This is a genomic window from Streptomyces sp. NBC_00250 (assembly GCF_036192275.1).
Classification (GTDB): Bacteria; Actinomycetota; Actinomycetes; order Streptomycetales; family Streptomycetaceae; genus Streptomyces.
On record NZ_CP108088.1, the window covers coordinates 913,877 to 933,876 of the forward strand.

Annotated in this window: 15 protein-coding genes and 2 pseudogenes; 10 read left to right on the forward strand and 7 right to left on the reverse strand. The window is 68.1% G+C overall.

What is annotated here, in order from left to right:
• Nucleotides 1-14: 14 nt before the first annotated feature.
• From OG259_RS03925 to OG259_RS41715, 5 genes and pseudogenes are all read right to left on the reverse strand, one after another.
• Nucleotides 15-2,384 carry a non-reducing end alpha-L-arabinofuranosidase family hydrolase gene (locus OG259_RS03925; protein WP_328940893.1) on the reverse strand — a complete coding sequence of 790 codons (2,370 nt, stop codon included), beginning with the start codon at nucleotides 2,382-2,384 and terminating at the stop codon, nucleotides 15-17.
• Between the two features lie 405 nt (nucleotides 2,385-2,789).
• On the reverse strand, nucleotides 2,790-4,370 hold the full coding sequence (locus OG259_RS03930) for a sigma-70 family RNA polymerase sigma factor (protein ID WP_328940894.1): 1,581 nt from the start codon (nucleotides 4,368-4,370) through the stop codon (nucleotides 2,790-2,792).
• Between the two features lie 630 nt (nucleotides 4,371-5,000).
• The gene (locus OG259_RS03935; protein WP_055646586.1) at nucleotides 5,001-6,026 is read right to left on the reverse strand and encodes a hypothetical protein; all 1,026 of its coding nucleotides are present in this window, start codon (nucleotides 6,024-6,026) and stop codon (nucleotides 5,001-5,003) included.
• 134 nt (nucleotides 6,027-6,160) lie between these two features.
• A complete protein-coding gene (locus OG259_RS03940; RefSeq protein WP_128978161.1) occupies nucleotides 6,161-7,414 on the reverse strand; it encodes an IS256 family transposase in 1,254 nt (417 codons plus the stop codon).
• Nucleotides 7,415-8,194: 780 nt separating this feature from the next.
• Nucleotides 8,195-8,360, reverse strand: a pseudogene (locus OG259_RS41715) (pirin family protein); the annotation flags it as partial.
• Between the two features lie 92 nt (nucleotides 8,361-8,452).
• Here OG259_RS41715 and OG259_RS03945 point away from each other — a divergent pair.
• Nucleotides 8,453-9,607 carry a tyrosine-type recombinase/integrase gene (locus OG259_RS03945; RefSeq protein ID WP_328940895.1) on the forward strand — a complete coding sequence of 385 codons (1,155 nt, stop codon included), beginning with the start codon at nucleotides 8,453-8,455 and terminating at the stop codon, nucleotides 9,605-9,607.
• Nucleotides 9,608-9,667: 60 nt separating this feature from the next.
• Here the strand turns inward: OG259_RS03945 and OG259_RS03950 are convergent, their stop codons facing one another.
• On the reverse strand, nucleotides 9,668-9,859 hold the full coding sequence (locus OG259_RS03950; protein WP_328940896.1) for a helix-turn-helix domain-containing protein: 192 nt from the start codon (nucleotides 9,857-9,859) through the stop codon (nucleotides 9,668-9,670).
• Between the two features lie 850 nt (nucleotides 9,860-10,709).
• On the opposite strand from OG259_RS03950, the gene OG259_RS03955 reads away from it, so the two are divergent.
• The 5 genes and pseudogenes from OG259_RS03955 to OG259_RS03975 all read left to right on the forward strand — a co-directional run bounded on the left by OG259_RS03955 (nucleotide 10,710) and on the right by OG259_RS03975 (nucleotide 14,798).
• Nucleotides 10,710-11,804, forward strand: coding sequence for a nucleoid-associated protein (locus OG259_RS03955; protein WP_328940897.1), 1,095 nt, complete (start codon nucleotides 10,710-10,712; stop codon nucleotides 11,802-11,804).
• Nucleotides 11,805-11,850: 46 nt separating this feature from the next.
• A complete protein-coding gene (locus tag OG259_RS03960) occupies nucleotides 11,851-12,834 on the forward strand; it encodes a hypothetical protein (protein WP_328940898.1) in 984 nt (327 codons plus the stop codon).
• Nucleotides 12,831-13,457, forward strand: a complete 627-nt coding sequence (locus OG259_RS03965; RefSeq protein ID WP_328940899.1) for a hypothetical protein — start codon at nucleotides 12,831-12,833, stop codon at nucleotides 13,455-13,457. The genes OG259_RS03960 and OG259_RS03965 overlap by 4 nt, the downstream gene beginning before the upstream one ends.
• Before the next feature lie 80 nt (nucleotides 13,458-13,537).
• Nucleotides 13,538-13,723 (forward strand): annotated as a pseudogene (locus tag OG259_RS03970) (ISAzo13-like element transposase-related protein); the annotation flags it as partial.
• A 142-nt stretch (nucleotides 13,724-13,865) separates the two neighbouring features.
• Nucleotides 13,866-14,798 carry a DUF5655 domain-containing protein gene (locus OG259_RS03975; RefSeq protein ID WP_328940900.1) on the forward strand — a complete coding sequence of 311 codons (933 nt, stop codon included), beginning with the start codon at nucleotides 13,866-13,868 and terminating at the stop codon, nucleotides 14,796-14,798.
• Between the two features lie 96 nt (nucleotides 14,799-14,894).
• Here OG259_RS03975 and OG259_RS03980 read toward each other — a convergent pair whose 3' ends face one another.
• Nucleotides 14,895-15,641, reverse strand: a complete 747-nt coding sequence (locus OG259_RS03980; protein ID WP_328940901.1) for a DNA-methyltransferase — start codon at nucleotides 15,639-15,641, stop codon at nucleotides 14,895-14,897.
• A 566-nt stretch (nucleotides 15,642-16,207) separates the two neighbouring features.
• Between OG259_RS03980 and OG259_RS03985 the strand changes: the two genes are divergently transcribed.
• From OG259_RS03985 to OG259_RS04000, 4 genes are all read left to right on the forward strand, one after another.
• The gene (locus OG259_RS03985) at nucleotides 16,208-17,350 is read left to right on the forward strand and encodes a C40 family peptidase (RefSeq protein ID WP_328940902.1); all 1,143 of its coding nucleotides are present in this window, start codon (nucleotides 16,208-16,210) and stop codon (nucleotides 17,348-17,350) included.
• Nucleotides 17,351-17,436: 86 nt separating this feature from the next.
• Nucleotides 17,437-17,745: a DUF6112 family protein gene (locus OG259_RS03990; protein WP_328940903.1), complete on the forward strand. Its 309-nt coding sequence runs from the start codon at nucleotides 17,437-17,439 to the stop codon at nucleotides 17,743-17,745.
• Nucleotides 17,745-18,434, forward strand: coding sequence for a hypothetical protein (locus tag OG259_RS03995; protein ID WP_328940904.1), 690 nt, complete (start codon nucleotides 17,745-17,747; stop codon nucleotides 18,432-18,434). The genes OG259_RS03990 and OG259_RS03995 overlap by 1 nt, the downstream gene beginning before the upstream one ends.
• Nucleotides 18,435-18,461: 27 nt before the next feature.
• The gene (locus tag OG259_RS04000; RefSeq protein WP_328940905.1) at nucleotides 18,462-19,892 is read left to right on the forward strand and encodes an SCO6881 family protein; all 1,431 of its coding nucleotides are present in this window, start codon (nucleotides 18,462-18,464) and stop codon (nucleotides 19,890-19,892) included.
• Nucleotides 19,893-20,000 lie beyond the last annotated feature (108 nt).

Genomic DNA, 20,000 nt, shown 5'->3' on the forward strand with positions numbered 1-20,000 from the left:
GTGGATCGGGCAGGTCAGCGCTGCAGGGTGAGGACACCCGGCCGGTAGGGCAGCTGGTCGTAGGGTCCGGCCGCGGTGGGGGACTTGCCCTGGTACAGGAGCTGCAGGTTGCAGGGGTCGATGGTCATGGTCTGGTCGGGGTTGGTGCGGATCAGGTCGCCGTGGCTGATGTCGTCGGTCCAGGTGGCACCGCTGTTGGCCTTGCCCGCGAAGGGGTTGCTTTCGCCGGCGGCCTGCGGGGTCCACGAACCGCTCAGGCTGGAGGCGGTGAACGAGCGGAAGTAGCGCCGCTCGTTCGCACCCCGGGCCTCGACGATCATGAGGTACTGGTTCTGGCCCTGGACCTTGTAGACCTGCGGCGCTTCGAAGAGGTTCTTCGCCGTGTCGCTCATGACCGTCGTGTACGACGAGCCGAAGTTGCCCGGGAAGTTCCCGATCGGCATGCTCGCCCGGTAGATCTTGCCGTTGTCACCGGCGAAGAACAGGTACATGTTCCGGTCGTCGCCGATCAGGGTCTGGTCGATCGGGCCGGTGCCGGATTCGGTGCGGGAGATGCTGCCGGTGAACAGTGGCTGCGGCGCGGACCAGCCGTTGGGGTTGGTGGGGTCGCTCGACGTGCGGTAGCTGAAGGGCGAGGCACCCCACTGGTACGCGAGCACCCAGATCTTCTTGGGTGCGAAGTAGAACAGGGTGGGCGCGACCGCGTTCTGGCTCATCCTGGTCTGGCCGGCCGATGCCATGTCGGACCAGTTCGTGAAGGGGCGGAACGCCATCGAGCCGTACGCGGTACCCGACGCGCTCGACGCGTAGACGAGGTGCTTGCCGTCGTGCATCACGTGGGTGAAGTCCTTCACCGCGGCCCATCCGTTCGACGGCTGGGCGAGGGCACCCGTCGAACGCCACTTGTACGTCGTCGGGAGATCACACGTGCCGCTGCCCGTCCCGGACGGGGCGGTCCAGGTCCACTTCTGGTTGTTGACGGACGCGCAGGCGTACAGCTGGATCGTGGTGCCGTTCGCGGTGGCGGCGCCGACGGCGTCGAGGCACAGCCCGGACTGGACGCCGGTGATCGAGCCGTCGGTGTTGACGCTCCACTGCTGGTTGGCGCCGCCGTTGCAGTCCCAGACGATCACCGAGGTGCCGTTGGTGGTGCCCTTGCCCTTGGCGTCCAGGCACTTTTCGCCGTGCACCTTCAGCTGCTTGGCGGCGGTGTAGGTCCAGCGCTGGCCCGCCTGTCCACCGCAGTCCCACAGTTGCGCCCGAGTGCCGTTGGCGGTGGTGGAGCCGGGGATGTCGACACAGCGGCCGGAGGCAACGCCCTTGATCTCCCCGGTACCGTCGGTCGGCTTGCCCGGAGTGGTACCGGAGCCGGAGTGGAGAGCGTTCATGACGGCGGTGTACGCGGGCTTGGGCTTGCCGCCGCTGTCGAACAGCAGCGGGCTTTCGCCGCTGCGCCAGGAGTCGGTGTCACGGACGCCCCACACCGTGATGCCGGTGCATCGGGGCACGGACAGGCAGGTGTTGACCGTGTTCGCGTACTGGGTGGGTGATGCCTGGGCGATGTCCAGCTCGGTGATCTGGACGTCGACGCCCAGGGCGGCGAAGCCGGCCAAGGTGGTCTTGAAGCTCGCCGGCGGCCCACCCGCCCCGAAGTGGCTCTGGAACCCGACGCAGTCGATGGGCACGCCGCGGGACTTGAAGTCCTTGACCATGCGGTAGACGCCCTGGGTCTTGGCGTCCGACCAGTTCTCGATGTTGTAGTCGTTGTAGCAGAGCTTGGCCGAGGAATCGGCCGCACGGGCAGTGCGGAACGCTTCCTCGATGAAGCCGTTGCCCAGCACCTGCTGGAAGACCGAGTCGCGGAGCCGGCCGCTGCCGCCGTCGGCGAACGCCTCATTGACCACGTCCCAGGCGTAGATCTTGCCCTTGTAGTGGGCCATCTGGGTGGTGATGTGATGGTTCATCACACCGCGCAGAGTGCTCGCGTCGCGGATGGAGCCGACCCAGGAGGGGAGCTGCGAGTGCCAGACCGTGGTGTGGCCGCGCAGCCGCTGGCCGCGGGCCAGGGCACGATCGACGATCCGGTCTGCGGGGCCGAAGTCGAAACGGCCGCGGGACGGTTCGATGGCGTCCCACTTCATCTCGTTCTCCGGGGTGATCATGTTGAACTCCCGGTCCGCGATCGCGGTGTACGCGGAGTCGCCGAGCCTGCCGGCGGCCACAGCCGTACCGAAGTACCTGCCCGAGGGGGCAGCCTGGGTGCCCAGGCCCGCGGCTCCGGCGGAGCTGGGGAGGAGCGTCACGACGCTGGCCACCAGCGCCGTGGCCGACAGTCCAATCGCCCATGTCCGGCGTCGCCGGCGGAGCCGGTGCAGGCCCTTCATGATTCTCCTCGGGTGCCCTGCGTACCGGTCGCCCGGAGTTCGTGGGTGTGTTGCGTCATGGGAAGAACCTTCTTCAGGGGATACGTCAGTGGGGGACGTCAGGACCCAGCCGCGCCGGCACGTCATGACAGGCGGCGGGAAGGACACCCCTGAAGTGGAGGCTTCCGAACTCGCGGTCTCGTAACAGAAAAGTCGCGCCGCCCGCAGGATTGCCCAGTGATGCATCTCGCAGGCAGAAAGCGTTATGCCGGACGCCGTGCCCTGGTCGCGCCCGTGGAAGAGGGGCGCCGCACCGATCCGCAGTGAACGCCGGTCACGGCGTGGGGCAGGAACCATGGAGGATCCGGCCGGGGGAGCACCAGCTGTGAATGTGCGACTCGGTCGGGATCGCCCGAGGAGCGGTGCTCAGGCCCCGGGGCTGCGCACGATGAAGGAAGCCTGGCCGGCGAAGGCCCGCGTGCCGTCGGAGCCGTCGAGCCAGATGCCGCCGTCGCGGTGGCGGATGACCGATCCCGGATAGTTGTGCGCGTGCAGGGTCACGGACCCGGCGACCGCCCCGGGACGGGGACAGAAGGTGGCGTCTTCACGGAACAGTGCGCTGCCGTCGTCGGTGCTCAGCCGCAGCCGCAGGTAGTGGTGGCGAAGATACCGGCCGTCGGCGGCGCGGAAGGTGACGCACCGCATGTCGGCCAGGCCCCCGACGACCGTGAAGGTGACCCGCTGACGGGCCTGCGCGCTGCTGGACGCGGCGACGCCGCCGAGCGCCGCGAAGTCGCCCGTGTACGTGACGAACAGGCCGGGACTGTCCGCGGACTCCAACGACTGTGCGCCCAGCGGAACGGCGCCCGCGACGGCGGACGGGCCGACCGAGGGCGGGCTCACCGGGGACGGACTCGTCGGGGACGGTCCCGCCGAGGTGGTGGTGCGCGAGGGAACGGGCGTGGGAGTGCCGACCGTGGGAGCGGCAGTCGCGCCGGGCACTCGAGGCGCCGGTTCGGGCCAGGTCGCATAGGTGGCGGTCCCGGCGATGAGCACCGCGCCGGTCGCGAGGCTCACCAGCGGATGAGCGGTCACCGTCTGGAGTTTGCCGATCAGAGCGCCGTGCAGACCGCCTCCCCCCGTCGCCGTGCCGACGGCGACGGGGGCCGCGGCCAGCCCGGCGGCGCTCGCTGCCGTACCCGACAGCAGGCCCTTGGCGGCCAGCGCGGCGATCAGTGCGGCCGGGACGGCCAGCGTCGTGAGGCCGAGGGGCAGCAGTTCGGCCGGAACCCGTTCTGCCGACGTCGCCCGGCAGACAGTGCAGTCACGTGTGTGCCGCGCGATCCGCTTACGCCACACCGACGCATGGTGACCGTCCCAGCCGACGACTGTCCCGTCCAGCTGCGGACAGCGCGGGTCGGCCTCCAGCGCGGCGACGATCGTCCGGCACAGTTCCAGCTGCTCCCGCATGCGTTGGAGGCGCACTCCGACGTGCGCGACCGTGAGCCCCGTCGCGGCGGCCATGTCCTCCCGGCTGAGCAGGCCGGCGCACTCCTGCCACCACAGCGACAGCAGCACCCGGTGGTCCGGGTCGAGCCACCGGCCGGCTTCGACGACGCGACGGCGCTCGTCCGAGACATGCAGCCGCAGGATCGCCGTGTCCACAGGCTCGGCGCCGGCGTCCGGTATCTGGCGTGCCTCGTCGATGACCGTGGTCCGGTCGGCGGACACGTGTTGCCGGTGCCAGTGTGTATTGATCTGGCGGAGCGTGATCGACACCAGCCAGGACCGGAAGCTCTCCGGAGCGCGCAGGTCAGGCAGGTCGCGCACCACGCGCAGCAGGGTTTCCTGGACGACGTCGTCGACGTCCGCATGCCCGCTCAGCGCTCGCCCGACGATGTTGTAGACCAACGGCAGGTATGCGGCGATCAGCTCCTCGCGCGCCCGATCGTCACCGGCCTGCGCCGCGACGACCAGCCCCACGTGGTCTGCATCAATGAGCCCCATTCCCACCTTCTTCAGGGAGTGATCCGCCGAGTACGGCGGCACACCCTAGCCTCGGCAGAGGCATACGGCCAAAGCCTGCGCCTCGGGCGGACGGTCTGGCCCGTGCCGACATGGAAGGCCCGGTGCCCGGGGAGTGTGTCCGGTCGCACTCGGCCAACTCGCTGACGGCCCATTCAAGCCGATGTTCTCGGAAGATCGCTCGCTGGGGCTCCACGCTCCAGAGAACCAGTGTCCGACTCGGCACCAGGCGATGCTGCTCGCCTTCAAGGCCGTCGTCAGTGCCGCACTGGACATGCCGCTGCCACATGGCGCAGTGGAGGAGTGGCAGGCGACGAGCGCGAGTAATTGTCAAGACTTGTGGATCAGTGAGGCACCGAAGAAGTGGGCCTTACCGAGTGACGAAACGCAGGCAGGGGCCGGTCGGGCACCGTCAGGATGTGCTTACGTTCGTGCCCTACCGACCTTCGTGGAAGGGCATGCTGGCCCACCTGCGCGGGAACTCCACGCGTCAAAGGTCACGTTCCTGCAGGTCAACGAACTCCGTCGGTTGTTCGGGACCCTGCGCCTCGTGGCCACCCGGCGTCACGGCATGCCCGCACCGTGATGCCCCGGCTGCACACTGCGGACGGGCTACGTCATCAACTCGATGTGCGGATGCTCGGGCTCGGCTGGGCAGACGAACAGGTGCTGCCGGTAGCCGCTACCTATCTGGACGCCGGTCGCGTTGTAGCCGCGGTGGCCGGGGTACGGTCCAGCGCCTGGGTGGGGGTGCGGTGACCAGCTGTTCGCGTCGTCGTCCCCTTCCTCGAACGTGGCGACGGTCATCAGAATCTCCATGCCGGTGCCGCACTCGGAGCAGTGCTGCGGGCTGGGGTCGGTAGAGCTCCAGCCAGCCCAGCCGCCCACCTTCCAGCCGGGCGCGTTGGACAGCACAAGGTCGTAGTACGTGTCCGGGGTCAGGTCTTCCTCTGCTGCCTGCGGCACACTCCACTGCTCGATCTGCTTCCGCAGTTCTTCGCTCAGCTCCAGATGGTCGGGGTACTCGGTGATCTGCTCCGGTTCGAGTACGCACGGATCCGGTAGATAGCCGTCGAACTGCACTGCGGGCGGCTCGGGGGGCGTGTCGAGGACGTCGGTGACGGCGGCTGCCGAACGCCAGAAGAGCAGGGTCCTGGGCATGATCGGATGATCGAAAGGGCACCACAGAACCTGCAGCAGGTCCTTGCCCTCCGGCGGGCTCAGATCGGGCACATCCCGTACGTACAGCTGCGCGACGGGCAGCATCGCTATGGGGCCCTCGTACGGCTGGACCGCCACCTTCACCGGATACGTTTGAGGGGGCCGGATCCGCGCCAGAGTCTCCCGCTCCTCCGGAGTCATTTCCCGGCCGTGGGAGGCGGCGAAGATCCGTCGTTCCAGCCGCAGATCCGCCGGGGACCGGGCTGGGTTGATGCCGTCCACCACATGCGGTTCCTCGCAGTGCGGCCACGGCTCCTCGGCGGGCCACAGCAGCGGCCCGCCGATCGAGCTGTCGTGCCACGTCGGCGCCCCGGGGCGGGGGTGCAGGCGGGTCGCCGTGCGGGCCAGCGGAGCCAGTTGGGGAAAGACCGCGACAACGTCGATCGGCCGTGGCGGAGTGACAGGAGTGACATTCATGGCCGCAATCTTGCCAATGACCTCTGACAACGGCCCTCGTGGCCGCCCCACGACGAGCTCGGGATCCCACATACGTGGCCGAAGCCATCACCGCAGGTCAGCACATTTCGTCGGTGGCCCTCAGTTGAGGTGGATCACGCTGCGAGGGTCTCATCTCGTTCGACGAGGAGGCCGTTCTCGAAGCGGGCGCCGGCTCGAACGAGGGCGACGAGGTGCGGTGCGGTGACCGCTCGCCAGCGGGCCTGGGCGGACTCAACGAGTTTGAAGACCATCGCGAGGGCCGCGGCCGGGCTGCCGGCGCCGCGGGTGACCTTGGTCCGAAGCTTCACAGTGGAGAAGGTCGACTCGATCGGATTCGTTGTCCTGAGATGGACCCAGTGCTCGGCGGGGAAGTCGTAGAACGCCAGCAGCTCGTCGACCTCGCCGGTGATCTTCTTGACAGCCTTGGGGAACTTCGCTCCGTACGCCTTCTCGAACGCGGAGACCGCCTTCTCCGCGTGCGCACGGTCCTCGGCGTTGTAGATCTCCTGCAGAGCCCTCTTCGCGCCGGGCTGCGCGGACTTCGGCAGCGCGTTCGAGACGTTCCTTGTTTTGTGAACCCAACACCTCTGATGCCTGGCCTGCGGAAACACCTCCGACAGCGCCCTCCACAGGCCCATAGCACCGTCGCCGACCACGAGCATCGGGTCGCGCATCCCGCGCCGCCGACAGTCGCGCAGCAGGTCCTCCCAGGACTCGGTGGACTCACGCAGACCCTCGGTGATCGCGATAAGTTCCTTGGTGCCGTCGACGCGGACGCCCATCAGGACCAGGAGGCAGGAGTGCGTCTGGGACAAGCGGATCTTGGGATGGACGCCGTCGGCCCAGACATAGACGTAGTCGGATCCAGCCAGGTCACGGCGCTGGAACTCGGCGTGGTCGACGGTCCACTGCTGCGTCAGCCGGGTCACCGTGGCCGGCGACAGCCCGGCCGAGGAGCCCAGGAACTGTTCCATCGCGGGCACGAAGTCGCCCGACGACAGGCCGTGGAGATAGAGCAGCGGCAGCACCTCGCTGATCTTCGGGGACTTCCTGCACCACGGCGCCAGGATCTTCGAGGAGAACCGCTGCCGTTCACCCGTCGTCTCGTCGACCCGCTTGTCGTTCACCCGTGGGGCGGCCACCTCGACCGGCCCAGCAGCCGTGGTCACGGTCCGCGGCCGGTGCCGGCCGTTGCGGACCACCAGTCGGCGACCTGCCTCGTCACGCTGCCCGGCGAGCTCGGCTATGTACTGGTCCACCTCCGCCTCCAGGGCGGCGGCCAGCATCCGCCGAGCACCCTCGCGGACGATCTCGTCGATCAGGGAACCGGCCTCGGTGGTGCCTTCTTCGTTGACCACTCTGAGCACGGGCGTGCCTTCCCGACCCGCGTTCGTAGCGCGGGCCTACTCGGTGACTTGACGATCACTCGCTCGGGAAGGTACGCCCTTCGCGCGTCCTCCAAAGGAGCTGATCCACAAGTCCTGAGCATTGCTCAGCGAGCGCAGGCCCGGACGGTTCCTTGTAGGGGATGCCGTTGGTGACGGGGATGCTACACCTCGCGCTGACACGGGCCGCCCCTGACCATTTCCTGACCTGACGACTACTCGCCCGTGGAGGTCCCGGGCCGGCCGTCACGGAACGTCACTACCGAGAAGCGGATGGGGCAGGGGCAGCCAACGGCGCGGCAGCCAGGGCCCCAGCCACTTCAGGATGCCTCCGACCACACGGCTGAGGGCTCCACCCGGCGGAGCAGCGCCACCACGTTGAATCCGCCAGGACCCGAGCATGCCCTGGACACGTCCTCATCCTGCTCGGCCAAGGCTGGAGCAACTTCTCACGTCGAGCGGAGCAAGCCGGCAGAAACAGCTGGACCGTCACGTCCCGCCAGCCCACGAGCGCCGCCGGCCAGGATGCCGAGACGGCCTGCCGTCACCCCTGCGCCGCACTGAGACACCTGACACCTCGTCAGTGAGGTCAGCAATCAGCTGACCAGACCTGCTCGCACACGAGCGCACCCCCGGGAAGCGCCCGACGATCGCGCGACGCGGAGGGGCCTCGATACGCCCCTCCCCCAGCCACGACGAGAGCCACAGGCAGGGGCCAAGAAGCCCCGACACTGCATCGACTCGACAGAGAAGAACCCCAGGTCACCGCGCCCTGCCCCGCGCCTTTAGCTGGGTCGGTGGCCCTCCGGGGCATCGAGCCGGTCGCCGTCGTAGCCCCCTTCACCTCACCGAAGCGGTCGCCCGACATCCAGCCCTCGCGCGCCTGGCGGATCTCCTCGTCCGTGCGGCCCACGAAGTTCCACCACATAGCATGGATTTGCCGTTTCTTCCCAGCTCAGGGGCTTGATCGACCATCCGGGGTCAGCAAAAGGTCAGCAAGACGCCCGGGAGTCAACAAACATGGCCACCATCAACCTCGTCCGCGGCATGGGAAGCCTCTTCAAGGAGTGCGAGCACCCCGAGAGTCGATGGCCGAGGTGTCCGCACGAATACAAGATTCGCTACCGCAACGCGGCCGGGAGGCAGGCCGAGGAATCCGGGTTCTCCACTCAGGAGAAGGCGAAGGCCCGCCTTGCCGAGGTGTACCAGGCCCGGAAGAACAACCCGCAGAACCAGCACAAGGCCGAGCGCATCCAGAAGTACAGCCCGATGCAGTTCAAGCAGTACGTCACCGAGTGGAAGGCCGGCCAGCGCGACCTCAGCCCCAGCTCCCTGCGACACCTCGACTCACTGCTCGTCCACCACCTCTACCCCGCTTTCCAGAGCCGCCGGATGGGCACCTTCGACCACAAGGTCGTCGAGTCCTTCATCCAGACCATGGAACGCAACGGCGTCGGCCTGGCCACACAGTCCAACGCCTTCGACAAACTCAAGGCGATCCTGCTGGACGCCCACCGGCTCGGCCTTTACGACGACAACCCGCTCGACGGCGTCAAGCCCCCGCAGTACGACCCCAAGCGCGCCGTCATCCCCTCTCCCTCCCAGCTCCAAGGCATACGCACCGCCGGCGACGACGTGTTCCGTCTCATCGTCGACCTGATGAGCGGCTGCGGTATGCGCAACGGGGAAGCGCTGGCCGTCAACGTCAACAACATCGTGGCCGACGACGTGTACCGGATCACCGAGCAGGTCAACCAGACCACTAAGGCATACGCACCCCTCAAACACCGCAAGGCCGGCGACTACCGCGACGTCCCGCTCCCGGCCCGGGTCAAGCACTCCATCGAGTGGTACGCGGACACGTTCGGCACCGTCGACGGCTACCTGCTCCGAAGCCCGCGAGACATGGCCACCCCGTTGTCCAACCACTACATCGGAAATCAGTGGAAGCGCATCAAGAAAGACGGCCTCGCCGAAATCCCCGAAGGCATGGTCGTCTACGGCTTCCGCCACTTCTTCGCCTCCAACTGCCTCACCCACAACATCCCCATCACCGACGTCGCGGAATGGATGGGCCACCGCAGCCTCGACATCACCTTCAAGATCTACCGCCACCTCATGCCCGGCTCGATCGGCCGCGCCGCCCAGGTCCTCGACCTCGGCCTCGCCGCCTGAACGCGTGAGGCCCTCTCCTTGGACAAGGAGAGGGCCTTACGCACATCCGATCGCGCGATCTCAACCGCCCGACAGCCGCTGCTGTTTCACCCACGCTTGAACCTCAGCCACCTTGAACTGAAGCTTGGCGTTCCGGCCGCACCCGAACCTGTACGGAACGAGGCCCGCGCGAGCGGCTTCGCGATACACCCACGGCACCGACATGTTCAGATACTCTGCGGTCTCCTTGGCACTCATGAACTGCTGGGTCACTGGATCCCTCTCTCCGGAAGTCGGCATCTGCCGGAGAGAATCACACGTGGAGAATCGTTTGACTGAACCGAAAAACCATGCTAGCTAGCCGCCTTCTCCCTGGCTCTGTGGGGTGAAATCCACCGCTCGCGATGCAGGAAGCTGGAGTATTTCCAGCAGGCCTTACTTGCGCTGGCGCACCTGCGCATGAACGAGATGCTGCCCGCCTGGCGGCCGGCTTCATCATCTCCACGGCCACCGTTCAGCGGTAGGCCGACAAGACGCTCGAGGCCCTTGCCTCTTGGTCGCCGGACCTGCGCGAGGCCCTCGAAGAAGACACGCGACCGATTCGGCCTTCACGACTACCTCCTCCTCGATCACTCAACGTGACATATTCACTCAGTGCGCACGACCGACCCCATCGGGCCCACCGTCAACTTCGGCGCAACGCCGCCGCCCTCAACGTTCCTGCCGCGCGCCCCGCACCGGACATACTCTCGCCTACTACAGGAACACGCCGTACACCGCATGACTTCAGCCATCATCAGCACACGATCCGGATCACCAGCGTGCCCCGCTACGATGAGCGACACGGTTTTCTGGCATGTGACACAGACAGGGCTGCCGACAAGCCCTGTCATGAAGTGTGCGGAATGACCGCGATGGAACCGCACAGGCGTGCGCCGGAAAGATCGACAGACTTTCCGGACCGCTGTGTGGAGCTGGAGACAGTGGGCGCCCGGCCTTGGGATACGGGTGAGAATGCTTGGGGTGGGATGTGCGGACCAACTTCGGTGACCTTGTCCTGGAACGGGCCATCGTTCATGTGGTACCTCAGCGCCCCCGGGGGCAGGAGCCCCCACCGCTCCAGTTGAGCGAGACGGCTTGCAAGCTCGACGAAGGGGGGCGCACAGCTCTACAGGGAAAGCTCCGTGACGTCCTCGGGCGTCTGGCGCGCGAGGTCGTGGAGGATCCGGAACTCAAGTCCGGCCTGCCCGACGCCGTCCGGGCGTTCCTGAGCGGCGAGCAGGATCTGGTGGAGGTCTCCGGAGAGCTGGCCCACGCGCTGCGTGACAGCCAGAACGGGTCCAGTTCGGCGGGTCTCCTCCTGGTTGCCGCCGCCCGTCTCGACAACCAGCCGGCACTGCTGATGGTCAAGCTCGAACATGAGACCGGCATGCAGGCGAACGCGATCTTCACCGACGGCCTGCGCACCTTCGACATGCAGTATCTCGCCAACCTGCTGTTCACCGAGAAGTCCAAGGTGTACAAGGTTGCCCTCTTCTCCGAAGAGGGGATGGCTGGGCAGAGACTTCAGGGTTGGGCCGCCGACCCCCAGAAATCAGGCAAGGACGTGGCCCAGTTCTTCCTTGAGCGGTTCCTGGGTTGCCGGCATCAGAAAGACCCCCGGGAGCTCACCCGACGCTTCCACGACGCAGCCATGGAGTGGGTCAATACCCGCTTCGCGCATGCCGATGCCGACGTGCGCGTGGACTACGTGATGGCCATCATGGTCGAGCTTCAGAGTTCCGCTGACACTCTGGACCCCGCGACATTCATCGAAACCCATCTCCAAGAAGCCCATCGGGACGACTTCGCCGAGTTCATGCAGACGTACGACGTTCCCGTCCGCGCCTTCGACAAGAACACCGACCTCATCGGCAACCGGCTGCAGAAGGTGCGAGTCGATCTGACCAGTGGAGCCTTCCTCGTCGCACCGCTGGAAGCCATCCAGGACGGCACCGTGGCCGTGAAGGACCTCGGGAATGGCCGGACCACGGTCACTGTCACGGACACCCTCGTGAAGACCAGTAGCGGCGCGGCGGCAGGCCGACCTCCCAAACTGCCTGACCAGCCCGTTGAGCTGCCGCCCCAAACAGAGCCGATCCCCGGCCTCGAAAGCGTCCTCGCTACCCCGACTCGAACCGGCAGCACCGCGCGCACGCTCCCGATGGCGCAGACGTGATGCCCGGCAACAGCGGCCTCCCCTCCGACCTCCTGGTGCGTCCCACATGCCCCTGACCGCTGACGAGGCTTTCCAGCGGTACCAGCGCGAGCTGCCGCGCATCAGAGAAGCGGCCGAGGCCACGGAGATCCATCTCCGCAGCCGCATCGACCGCGAAGGGATCTCCTGCAGCGTGACCTCTCGCGTCAAGGAGGTCGGCAGCTTCAGGACCAAGATCTACCGCAAGCTGTACACCGATCCCTGGAAGCAGATCACCGACAAAGCCGGTCTGCGCGTCGTCGTGCCCCACAGAGGCCTACTCACCCCGGCTCTGAGCATCATCAAGGAGTCCCTCGACATCGTCGAGGTGCAGGACGAGCGGGACGCTCCCGAATACGTGGACCGCCTGCGCTACCCGCGCCTGCACGTCCAGACACTCATGGTCGGCGGAGCGAAAGACCCGGACGGCGTGCCATACGAGTGCGAGATACAACTGCGCACAAAGGCAGTCGACTTGTGGTCGAGCATGTCCCACGAGCTCCTCTACAAGCCCGGCGTCGAACCCCCGGCCGATGTCAGACGCTCGCTGTACCGTCTGATCGCACTGGTCGAGCTGTACGACCTCGAAGTCGAACGGGGGGTGGAAGCGATGGCGCAACATCCCGATCTTGTCCAAGCCAACCGTCTCCTCAGCGTGGCCGAACAGCTCTACCGGACGTTCACCAACCAGCCCTACAGCCGAGACCTCTCCCGGGACGTCGTCGACGTCCTGTCCCGGACCATCACCGACGGCGCCGCCTACGGCGAACAACTCATCGAGTTCACCGAAAACTTCCGTGAGCGTCTCGACCGGGCCTACACCGATTACGGCCCCACCAGCGTCCACTTCTTGCAGCACGGTCGCTTTCTGCTGGCCAGCCAACCGGAGAGTCTGATCATCTTCGAGCGGCTGCACCGTGCGCGCTTCAGCCTCAAAAGCGCCTGGGACAGAAGCCACCTACCGGAATCCATGCTTGCCGATATGGCGCAGATCTGGGGAAACGGACTATGAGCAACCCCACACAGCCAGAACCCCCAGCCCTTGCGGCCGCCACCGCGATGTTCGTTGAGGTCCTCGTGGTGGGTATCGGCACGCTCACCGCAGCGGTTCTCCTCCTCATCGCGCTCGTCGGTCCCGTCACCGCGAGCAAACTCGCCCCGGCAGTGGACTCATCCCTGGTCGCAGGCGCGGCCCTCGCCGCCGCCTACGCCCTGGGCATCCTCATCGACCGAGTCGCTGACGCGATCCTCACCCCCCAGCGTCGGCTCCTTCGCACCCAGCACTTCCCTTCTCAGAACGCGTATGCCCAAGCGCGCCTACGCCTGGTCGACCACCCGGCCCAGGCCGCACGGGCCGACTACACCCGCTCACGCATGCGCATCTGCCGCGGGTGGTTTCTCAACTCGATGGCCCTGACCCTCACTGCTGACCTGACCATGCTGCGCTACTCCTTCGCCCATCGCCCGCTCGTGCTCTGCGCCGCCACGCTGCTCGGCGCGGTGACCGCCTTCGGATTCCACCGCGCCTGGCGCTCGCTCACCGAGACTGGCTACCGCAAACTCGCCCAGCAGGCCGCCCTCACCACCGGCTCGGCCGTGCCCTCGCAGCCTCAAGCTGGCACGACACTTCCCTGAGGCAGCCAGAGAGTGAGCGCCGTCTTGACGCTGATCGCAGCCCAGCTATGGCCTCGACCCGGTCGGCACCGCTGTTACGAACCATGAACTGGCGAGGCAGACCTCTGACCAGCTACGAAGTCATGCTCCAGACCATCGCCGCTTCCACCAGCCGCACTGGCCTCACCGTCCAGACCAAACTCGACAACGGTGAGTACCCCGCCAGCATCCGCATCAGCGACGACGAGGTCGCCGCCCTGCCCGCCATCCGCCATCGCTTCCAGGGCGATGGGTCTCGCCTCACGCGGCGTTCGCTCCAGCACCCGACCAAGATCAAACCAAGGTGTTGATTCCCGGCAATCCCTTAGGGGGAATACTCCGCGCCCTCCCCCCAATTGTCTTCGTGCAGAGATCACAGGGGAGACGTTAATGGCCGAGTTGATGTTGTTCCGGCAGAACCCGGACGGGCGGGACGTCGAGCTGTCCGGCTCGACGGTGGCACTGGAGGTGGAGCTGCAGCGGCGGGTCGAGGCCGGTCTGGAGCAGATGCTCGGTATCCAGTTCGTGGCGTCGGAGTACGCGACCGGTCCGTGGCACCGGGGGCGGATCGACACCCTCGGGCTGGACGAGAACGGCAGCCCGGTGGTGATCGAGTTCAAGAAGGGTTCCGACAGCGGGGTGCTGTCGCAGGCCGTCTCGTACATGGCGTGGCTTGAATCGGCGCACCACGAGTTCGAGGCGCTCGTCAGGAAGGTGCTCGGCGCGGAGGCGGCCGAGTCCGTCGACTGGCGGCGTCCGCGGATGGTCTGCATCGCGGCCGGCTTCTCGCACCACGACCGGGTGGCCGTCCAGAGGGTGCCCGAGCGGATCGACCTGGTGCGTTACCGGGTCTTCGAGGGCGGTCTGCTGAGCCTGCTGCTGGTGGACTCCTCGCCCGGTGTGCCAAGCACGGTGTCCCGGCGGCGGCGCGAGCGGAACGCGGTGGTTGAGGACTCGCCGACGGACCCGGCAGGTCCTTCGCCGACAGGTGGCGGCCTTGTCCCGGAGTGCCTGCGGGGCCTGTTCGCGGAGGTGGACGAGGCGCTGACGGCGTGGGGCGAGATCGAGGTGGCGGTGCTCCGGCACTACATCGCCTACCGGCGGCTGGTGAACGTGGCGTCGGTGCTCTTCCGTCCGAAGCACCAGGTGATCCTGGTCTATCTCAGACTCGACCCGGACACGGTCGTGCTGGAGGAGGGCTTCACCCGCGACATGCGCGGCGTCGGGCACCTCGGGACGGGGGACCTGGAGGTGCGTCTCGCCTCGGCGGCGGACCTGGAGAAGGCGGCGCCGTTGATCCAGCGGGCGTTCGAGGCAGCCTGAGACAAGCGGAAGGGCGGCTGGAGCATCGGTTTCTCGATGTTCCAACCGCCCTTTGGCCTCTGCGGCCCGCCGGCCCCAGGGTTTCCGTTCTCATGATCAGTCCTCCGGTCCCGCCAGGGTGAAGTCGTCCTGTTCCAGCTCGGCGCGCAGGCGCCGTTCGGCGATGTCGGCGTAGTGCGGGGAGAGTTCGACGCCGACGAACTTCCGGCCTTCGCGGAGGGCGGCGACGCCCGTGGAGCCGCTGCCGGTGAAGAGGTCGAGGACGGTGCCGCCTTCGGGGCAGACCTGGACGAGCTGCCGCATGATCCCGACGGGCTTCTGGGTGATGTGGACCCGGCCCTTGCGGGGCTGGGAGGCGATGTAGTGGCCGGGCAGGTAGAGGTCTCGGGTGTTGTCGAGGGATCCCTTGACGCCCCAGACGATGAACTCGGAGTCCTGCTTCGGTCCGCCCTTGCGGGGCCGGCTGGCGGGCTTGATCCACGGGATGGTGCCGCTCCAGGTCCATCCGGCCATCTGCAGGGCGTCGGTCGTGGTCGGTTCCTGGCGCCAGTCGGAGAAGACCATGACCACCGCGTGCTCGGTGGAGGCCCGGTACGCCTCGGTGAGCAGTTCGGTCAGCCAGGAGCGGTAGGAGCGCTGGTCGCGGTTCTCGCCAGGGAAGTCGGCGAGGCCGTGCGCCGAGTTGCTGGTGACGTACTTGGCCCGCGCGGTGCGTCCGGTGCGCTCAGAGCTCGTACGTCCGCCGGAGTTGTACGGGGGATCGGTGATCACGGCGTTGACGCTCTCGTCCGGGAGCGACTTCAGGACGGTCAGGGCGTCGCCTCGGTGCAGCGTGTAGCTCATGGGAGGGCCTTTCTTCGGGGTGTGGAGGGCCGTGGGCCCGTGCCGGACAGCGCGCAACAACGCTCGGCTCTGGCGGGGTTGAGCCGGAGGTTAGCCATGGATTCCGGCCGGACCTAACAAAGCGGCGGTGGCTCGGGGCCGGGGTCGGGGGTCGTTTGGCACGGCCGGAATCGCGGTCTACTGTCTCGCCGTGTCGCCGGGAAGAAGCCTCGCTCCACCTTGCTGACCTGTGCTTATCCGTGCCGTAGCGCACGGGGATAAGCGTGTTCCCCTCGTGTCCCCTGCCGTCAGGAGCCCCTGGTGTTCTGCCAGAGATTACGAGCGCGGCCGGCTGCCGCGCATGACCTGAGACCGGCGTCCGGGAGCCACCAACTCCCCTGACCCCGGGCCCGCCCGAGAGACGGGTGCACACCGGCGCGGTGCCGGCGGCTTTGCACGAGAAGCCGGCACCGCGCCTCCTACGAACACCGAGGAGCCGCTGCGATGCAGCATGCCCTGATACCCCCGCGCCCCGACCCGACGGCGTCACCCGGCCGGACCCGCCGCCCCGGTGAACGGCGGCGGTGATGAAGAAGACCACCAAGGGCGTCGTCGGCCTGTTCACGGCCGGCTCGATGCTGCTGGTCGTGCCGGTCCTCGCCTTCGGCGCCGGCACCGCTTCGGCCTCCTGCCCGACCGACGGCGCGCAGTCCGTGGACACCGCGGCGGTCGCCGACCAGGTGAAGGCCATCCTGGAAGGCGTCGGCAAGACGTCGGTCTCCGTGCCCGGTCTGGACAATCCGGCCGAGCAGATCCCCTTCGCCAAGACGATCCAGGCCACCGGCGTCGCGATGAACATCCCGGCCCGGGGGCAGATCGTGGCCCTGGCGACCGCCCTGCAGGAGAGCGGCCTGCGCAACCTGACCTGGGGCGACCGCGACAGCTTGGGGTTGTTCCAGCAGCGGCCGTCGCAGGGCTGGGGCACGGCGAACGAGATCCTCGACCCGGTGCACGCCAGCACCAAGTTCTACGAAGGGCTCAAGAAGGTCTCGGGCTGGGAGTCCCTGTCGATCACCCAGGCCGCCCAGGCGGTGCAGCGGTCGGGCTTCCCGGAGGCGTACGCCAAGTGGGAGCCACTGGCCACCGCTCTGCAGAAGGCCATCGAGCCTCTGCTGCCGAAGGCCAGTGGCGGTGGCATGTCACCGGATCCGGCGCCGGACGGTGCCGGCGGTCCTTCGCCCGGCACTGCGGGCGGCTGTAGCGACGAAGGGGACGGGACCGACTTCGGCACCATCCCGGCCGGCGCGCTGCCCAAGGAGTACAGCATCCCCGCCACCGCTCCGCGAGAAGTCCAGACGGCGATCCGGTGGGCGCTCGGCCAGCTCGGCACTCCGTACCAGTGGGGCGGGACCTGCACCGACTCCCACGGCGACACGGCGATGGCCCGGTGCGACTGCTCCTCCCTGATGCAGCAGGCGTACAGGGCCGCCGGGGTCACCCTGACGCGGACGACGCACACACAGGTCAAGGAAGGCAAGCCGGTCTCGGCCGCCGCAATTCGGCCGGGTGACCTCATCTTCACCGAGGGAACGGCCGCCGTTCCCGAGCACGTCGGCATGGCCATCGGCCAGGGCCTGGTCGTGCACGCCCCGCGCACCGGCGACGTCGTCCGCATCACGACCGTCGCCGCCTGGAAACCCGGGATTCTCGCGGTCCGCCGAGTCGTCTGACCGGCGCTTCTCTCCCTCCCCCTTTCCCGCACCGCCGCTCCACCCCCATGGGCTTCGGCGTGCCTTCATTAGAACTGGAGTTCCCCGTGTACCTCGCCGAACAGGTCATACAGCTCGCCTACGATCCCGGGATCAAGCCGAACGAGGGTGGGCTGCCGGGCCTGAACGTGCTCAAGCAGGTGATGGGCTCCATCAACCTCTTCGGTCTCGTCGCCGTGGTCGGCGCGCTCGCCGTCAGCGCGGGCGTGTGGGCCTGGGGCCACCACTCCGGCGGCCATCAGGCCGAGGCCAACGGCAAGAAGGGCGTGCTGGTGAGCGCCGGCGCGGCCCTTCTGCTCGGCGCGGCAAATGGTGTGGTGGCGTTCTTCAGCACGCTGGGGACGCAGGTCCGCTGATGTCTTCCCACTCCTCCAACCCCGGCGGCGCATCTCGCGTGCGCCGCCGGGCGTTGCTCGGCACCGTCGTCCTGGCGGTGCTCGTCGCCCTCGCCGGCCTGGCCGCGTACCTCACCCGCGACGGCAGGACCCCCGCCAAGCCCGCGGCGGCGCGTCCGAGTTCGCCCCCGTCTTCCTCCTCGGCGGTCTCGCCGTCCGGGCCGCCCACGGTGACCACCCGTCCCCGCTCCCTGCCGGTTCCGCCGAGGACCACCGACCCGATCGCCTTCGGGAAGGCAGCCGCAGCGGCGTTGTGGTCGTACGACACCCGCGCGTACCCGCAGGCCGAACTGCGGCGCGCTCTTCACGCGTGGCTGACCCCGGAGGCCAAGTACGCCGACGCGGCCTCGGTCGACCGGGGGATCCCCTCGCCGGTGCTGTGGAAGGAGATGGCCGCCAACGGCCAGTTCGCCACCGCCACGGTGAACGAGGGGCACTTCCCGGACGCCTTCACCCGAGCCCTTCAGGAGGACCCGGGCGCGATCACCCAGGCGTACATCTACGCCGTCACGGTCTCGGGCAAGCAGACGATCGCCTGGAAGGGCTTGCCCGCCGGGGGCGCGGAGAGCCGCTCCACCACCCTCGCGGTCCAGTGCCGCCCCCACCAGCCCTGCGCCCTGGCCGGCGTCATGCCGTCCGTCGCGCCCTGACCCCCGCTCACGAAAGGAGGTACCGCCATGGACGTCTGCGGCCTTCCCATGATGGACAAGGTGTGCACCGCCGTCGACTTCGCCACCAACCCGGCCGGGGCCGTCACCGACGGCATCGGCGCGTGGATCGCGAAGTCGGCAGGAGAACTGGCGGCCAGCGCGGCGGACCTCGCCACCAAGGCCGTCAACCAGACGACCGCCATCGACCTCAACGCCGGCTGGTTCCGGGACAACTACCAGCTTCTGCTGCCCATCGGGCTCGCCCTGACCGTCGGCACGTTCTGCATCCAGCTCATGCTCGCGGCCTGGCGGCGCGACGAGCGGGCCCTGGCCCAGGCCGCGATCGGCACCATGACCGGCGTCCTGTTCAGCTTCTGCGCCATCGCCTTCACCACCGTCGCCATCACCGTGGTCGACGCCCTGTCCGACGGCCTGTTCCAAGCCGCCAACACATCGGTCGACGACGCGATCCGCCGCGTCGTGAAGATCAATGAGTTGGGGGCGATGTACGGCCTGGGCTGGGGCGTTCCCGCCTTGGTCGCCCTGGGCTGCGCGATCGGCTCCTTCCTGTACTGGGGTGTCATGGTCGCCCGGAAGGTCGGCGTCCTGATCATGGTCTCGCTCGCCGTGTTCGCCGGCGCCGGTGGCGGCTGGGAGGTCGCCAAGCGCTGGCGGCGCGGCTGGATCGAGGCCACCGCCACCCTGGTCGTCTCGAAACTCCTGATGACCATCGTCTTCCTGATCGGCGTCTCCGCCATGGGCAAGACCGATGTCGATGACGGGCTGTCGGCCCTGTCCGACGCGATGGCCGGCATCGTCGTCATGGTCCTGGTCCTCCTGTGCCCCTACGCCACGTACAAGTTCATCCACTGGGCGAGCGACGGCAGCGGACACGACGACCTGCACCGCACCGGCGTCGCGGGCATGGCCATCGCCGCCGGAGCAGCGAAGACCGCCGCCAGCATGGCGATGCGGGTCGGCACCGGAACCCCCGCGCCCCAGGGACCGAGCCAGGTTCCCGGCACGGGAGCCGACGGCGTCGCCTCCGGCATCAACCCCGCCGGCGGCAACCTCAGCAAGGAAGGCATCGACGCCGGCCCGCCCAAGCCGCAGACCCGCTTCCGGTACGGCGAGGACCCGAATGCCCCCGGCGACAAGGGCCGCGCCCTGATCCAGCGCCCCGGCATCCCGCCGCTCATCACCCGTCCCGGCGGAAGCGAAGCAGCCCCTTCCGCCGACGAGATCCCGGCCCCGGCGGCCCCTTCCGGTGTTCTCACCGGCGCGTCGGCTCCAGGCGGCACCATGGTCTCCGTGCCGTTCGCCGCCGCCGGATCCCCGTGGTTCGCCGCCCGGGCCGCGCCGCCGGCCACACCCCCTCCGGCCTCGACTCCGCCGGCCGTCGGTTCCCCGACGCCGACGAACTGGGTGTACCCCACTCAGCCGCCCTCGGGTTCCTGACCCGTCACCACCGGGGGCGGGCTGTCCCTCCGCAGCCCGCCCCCTCCCAGCCCGACCGTCAAAGGAGTTCCGTCATGTCCTCCAGAAGAGCGCCGCACGCCCCGTCCC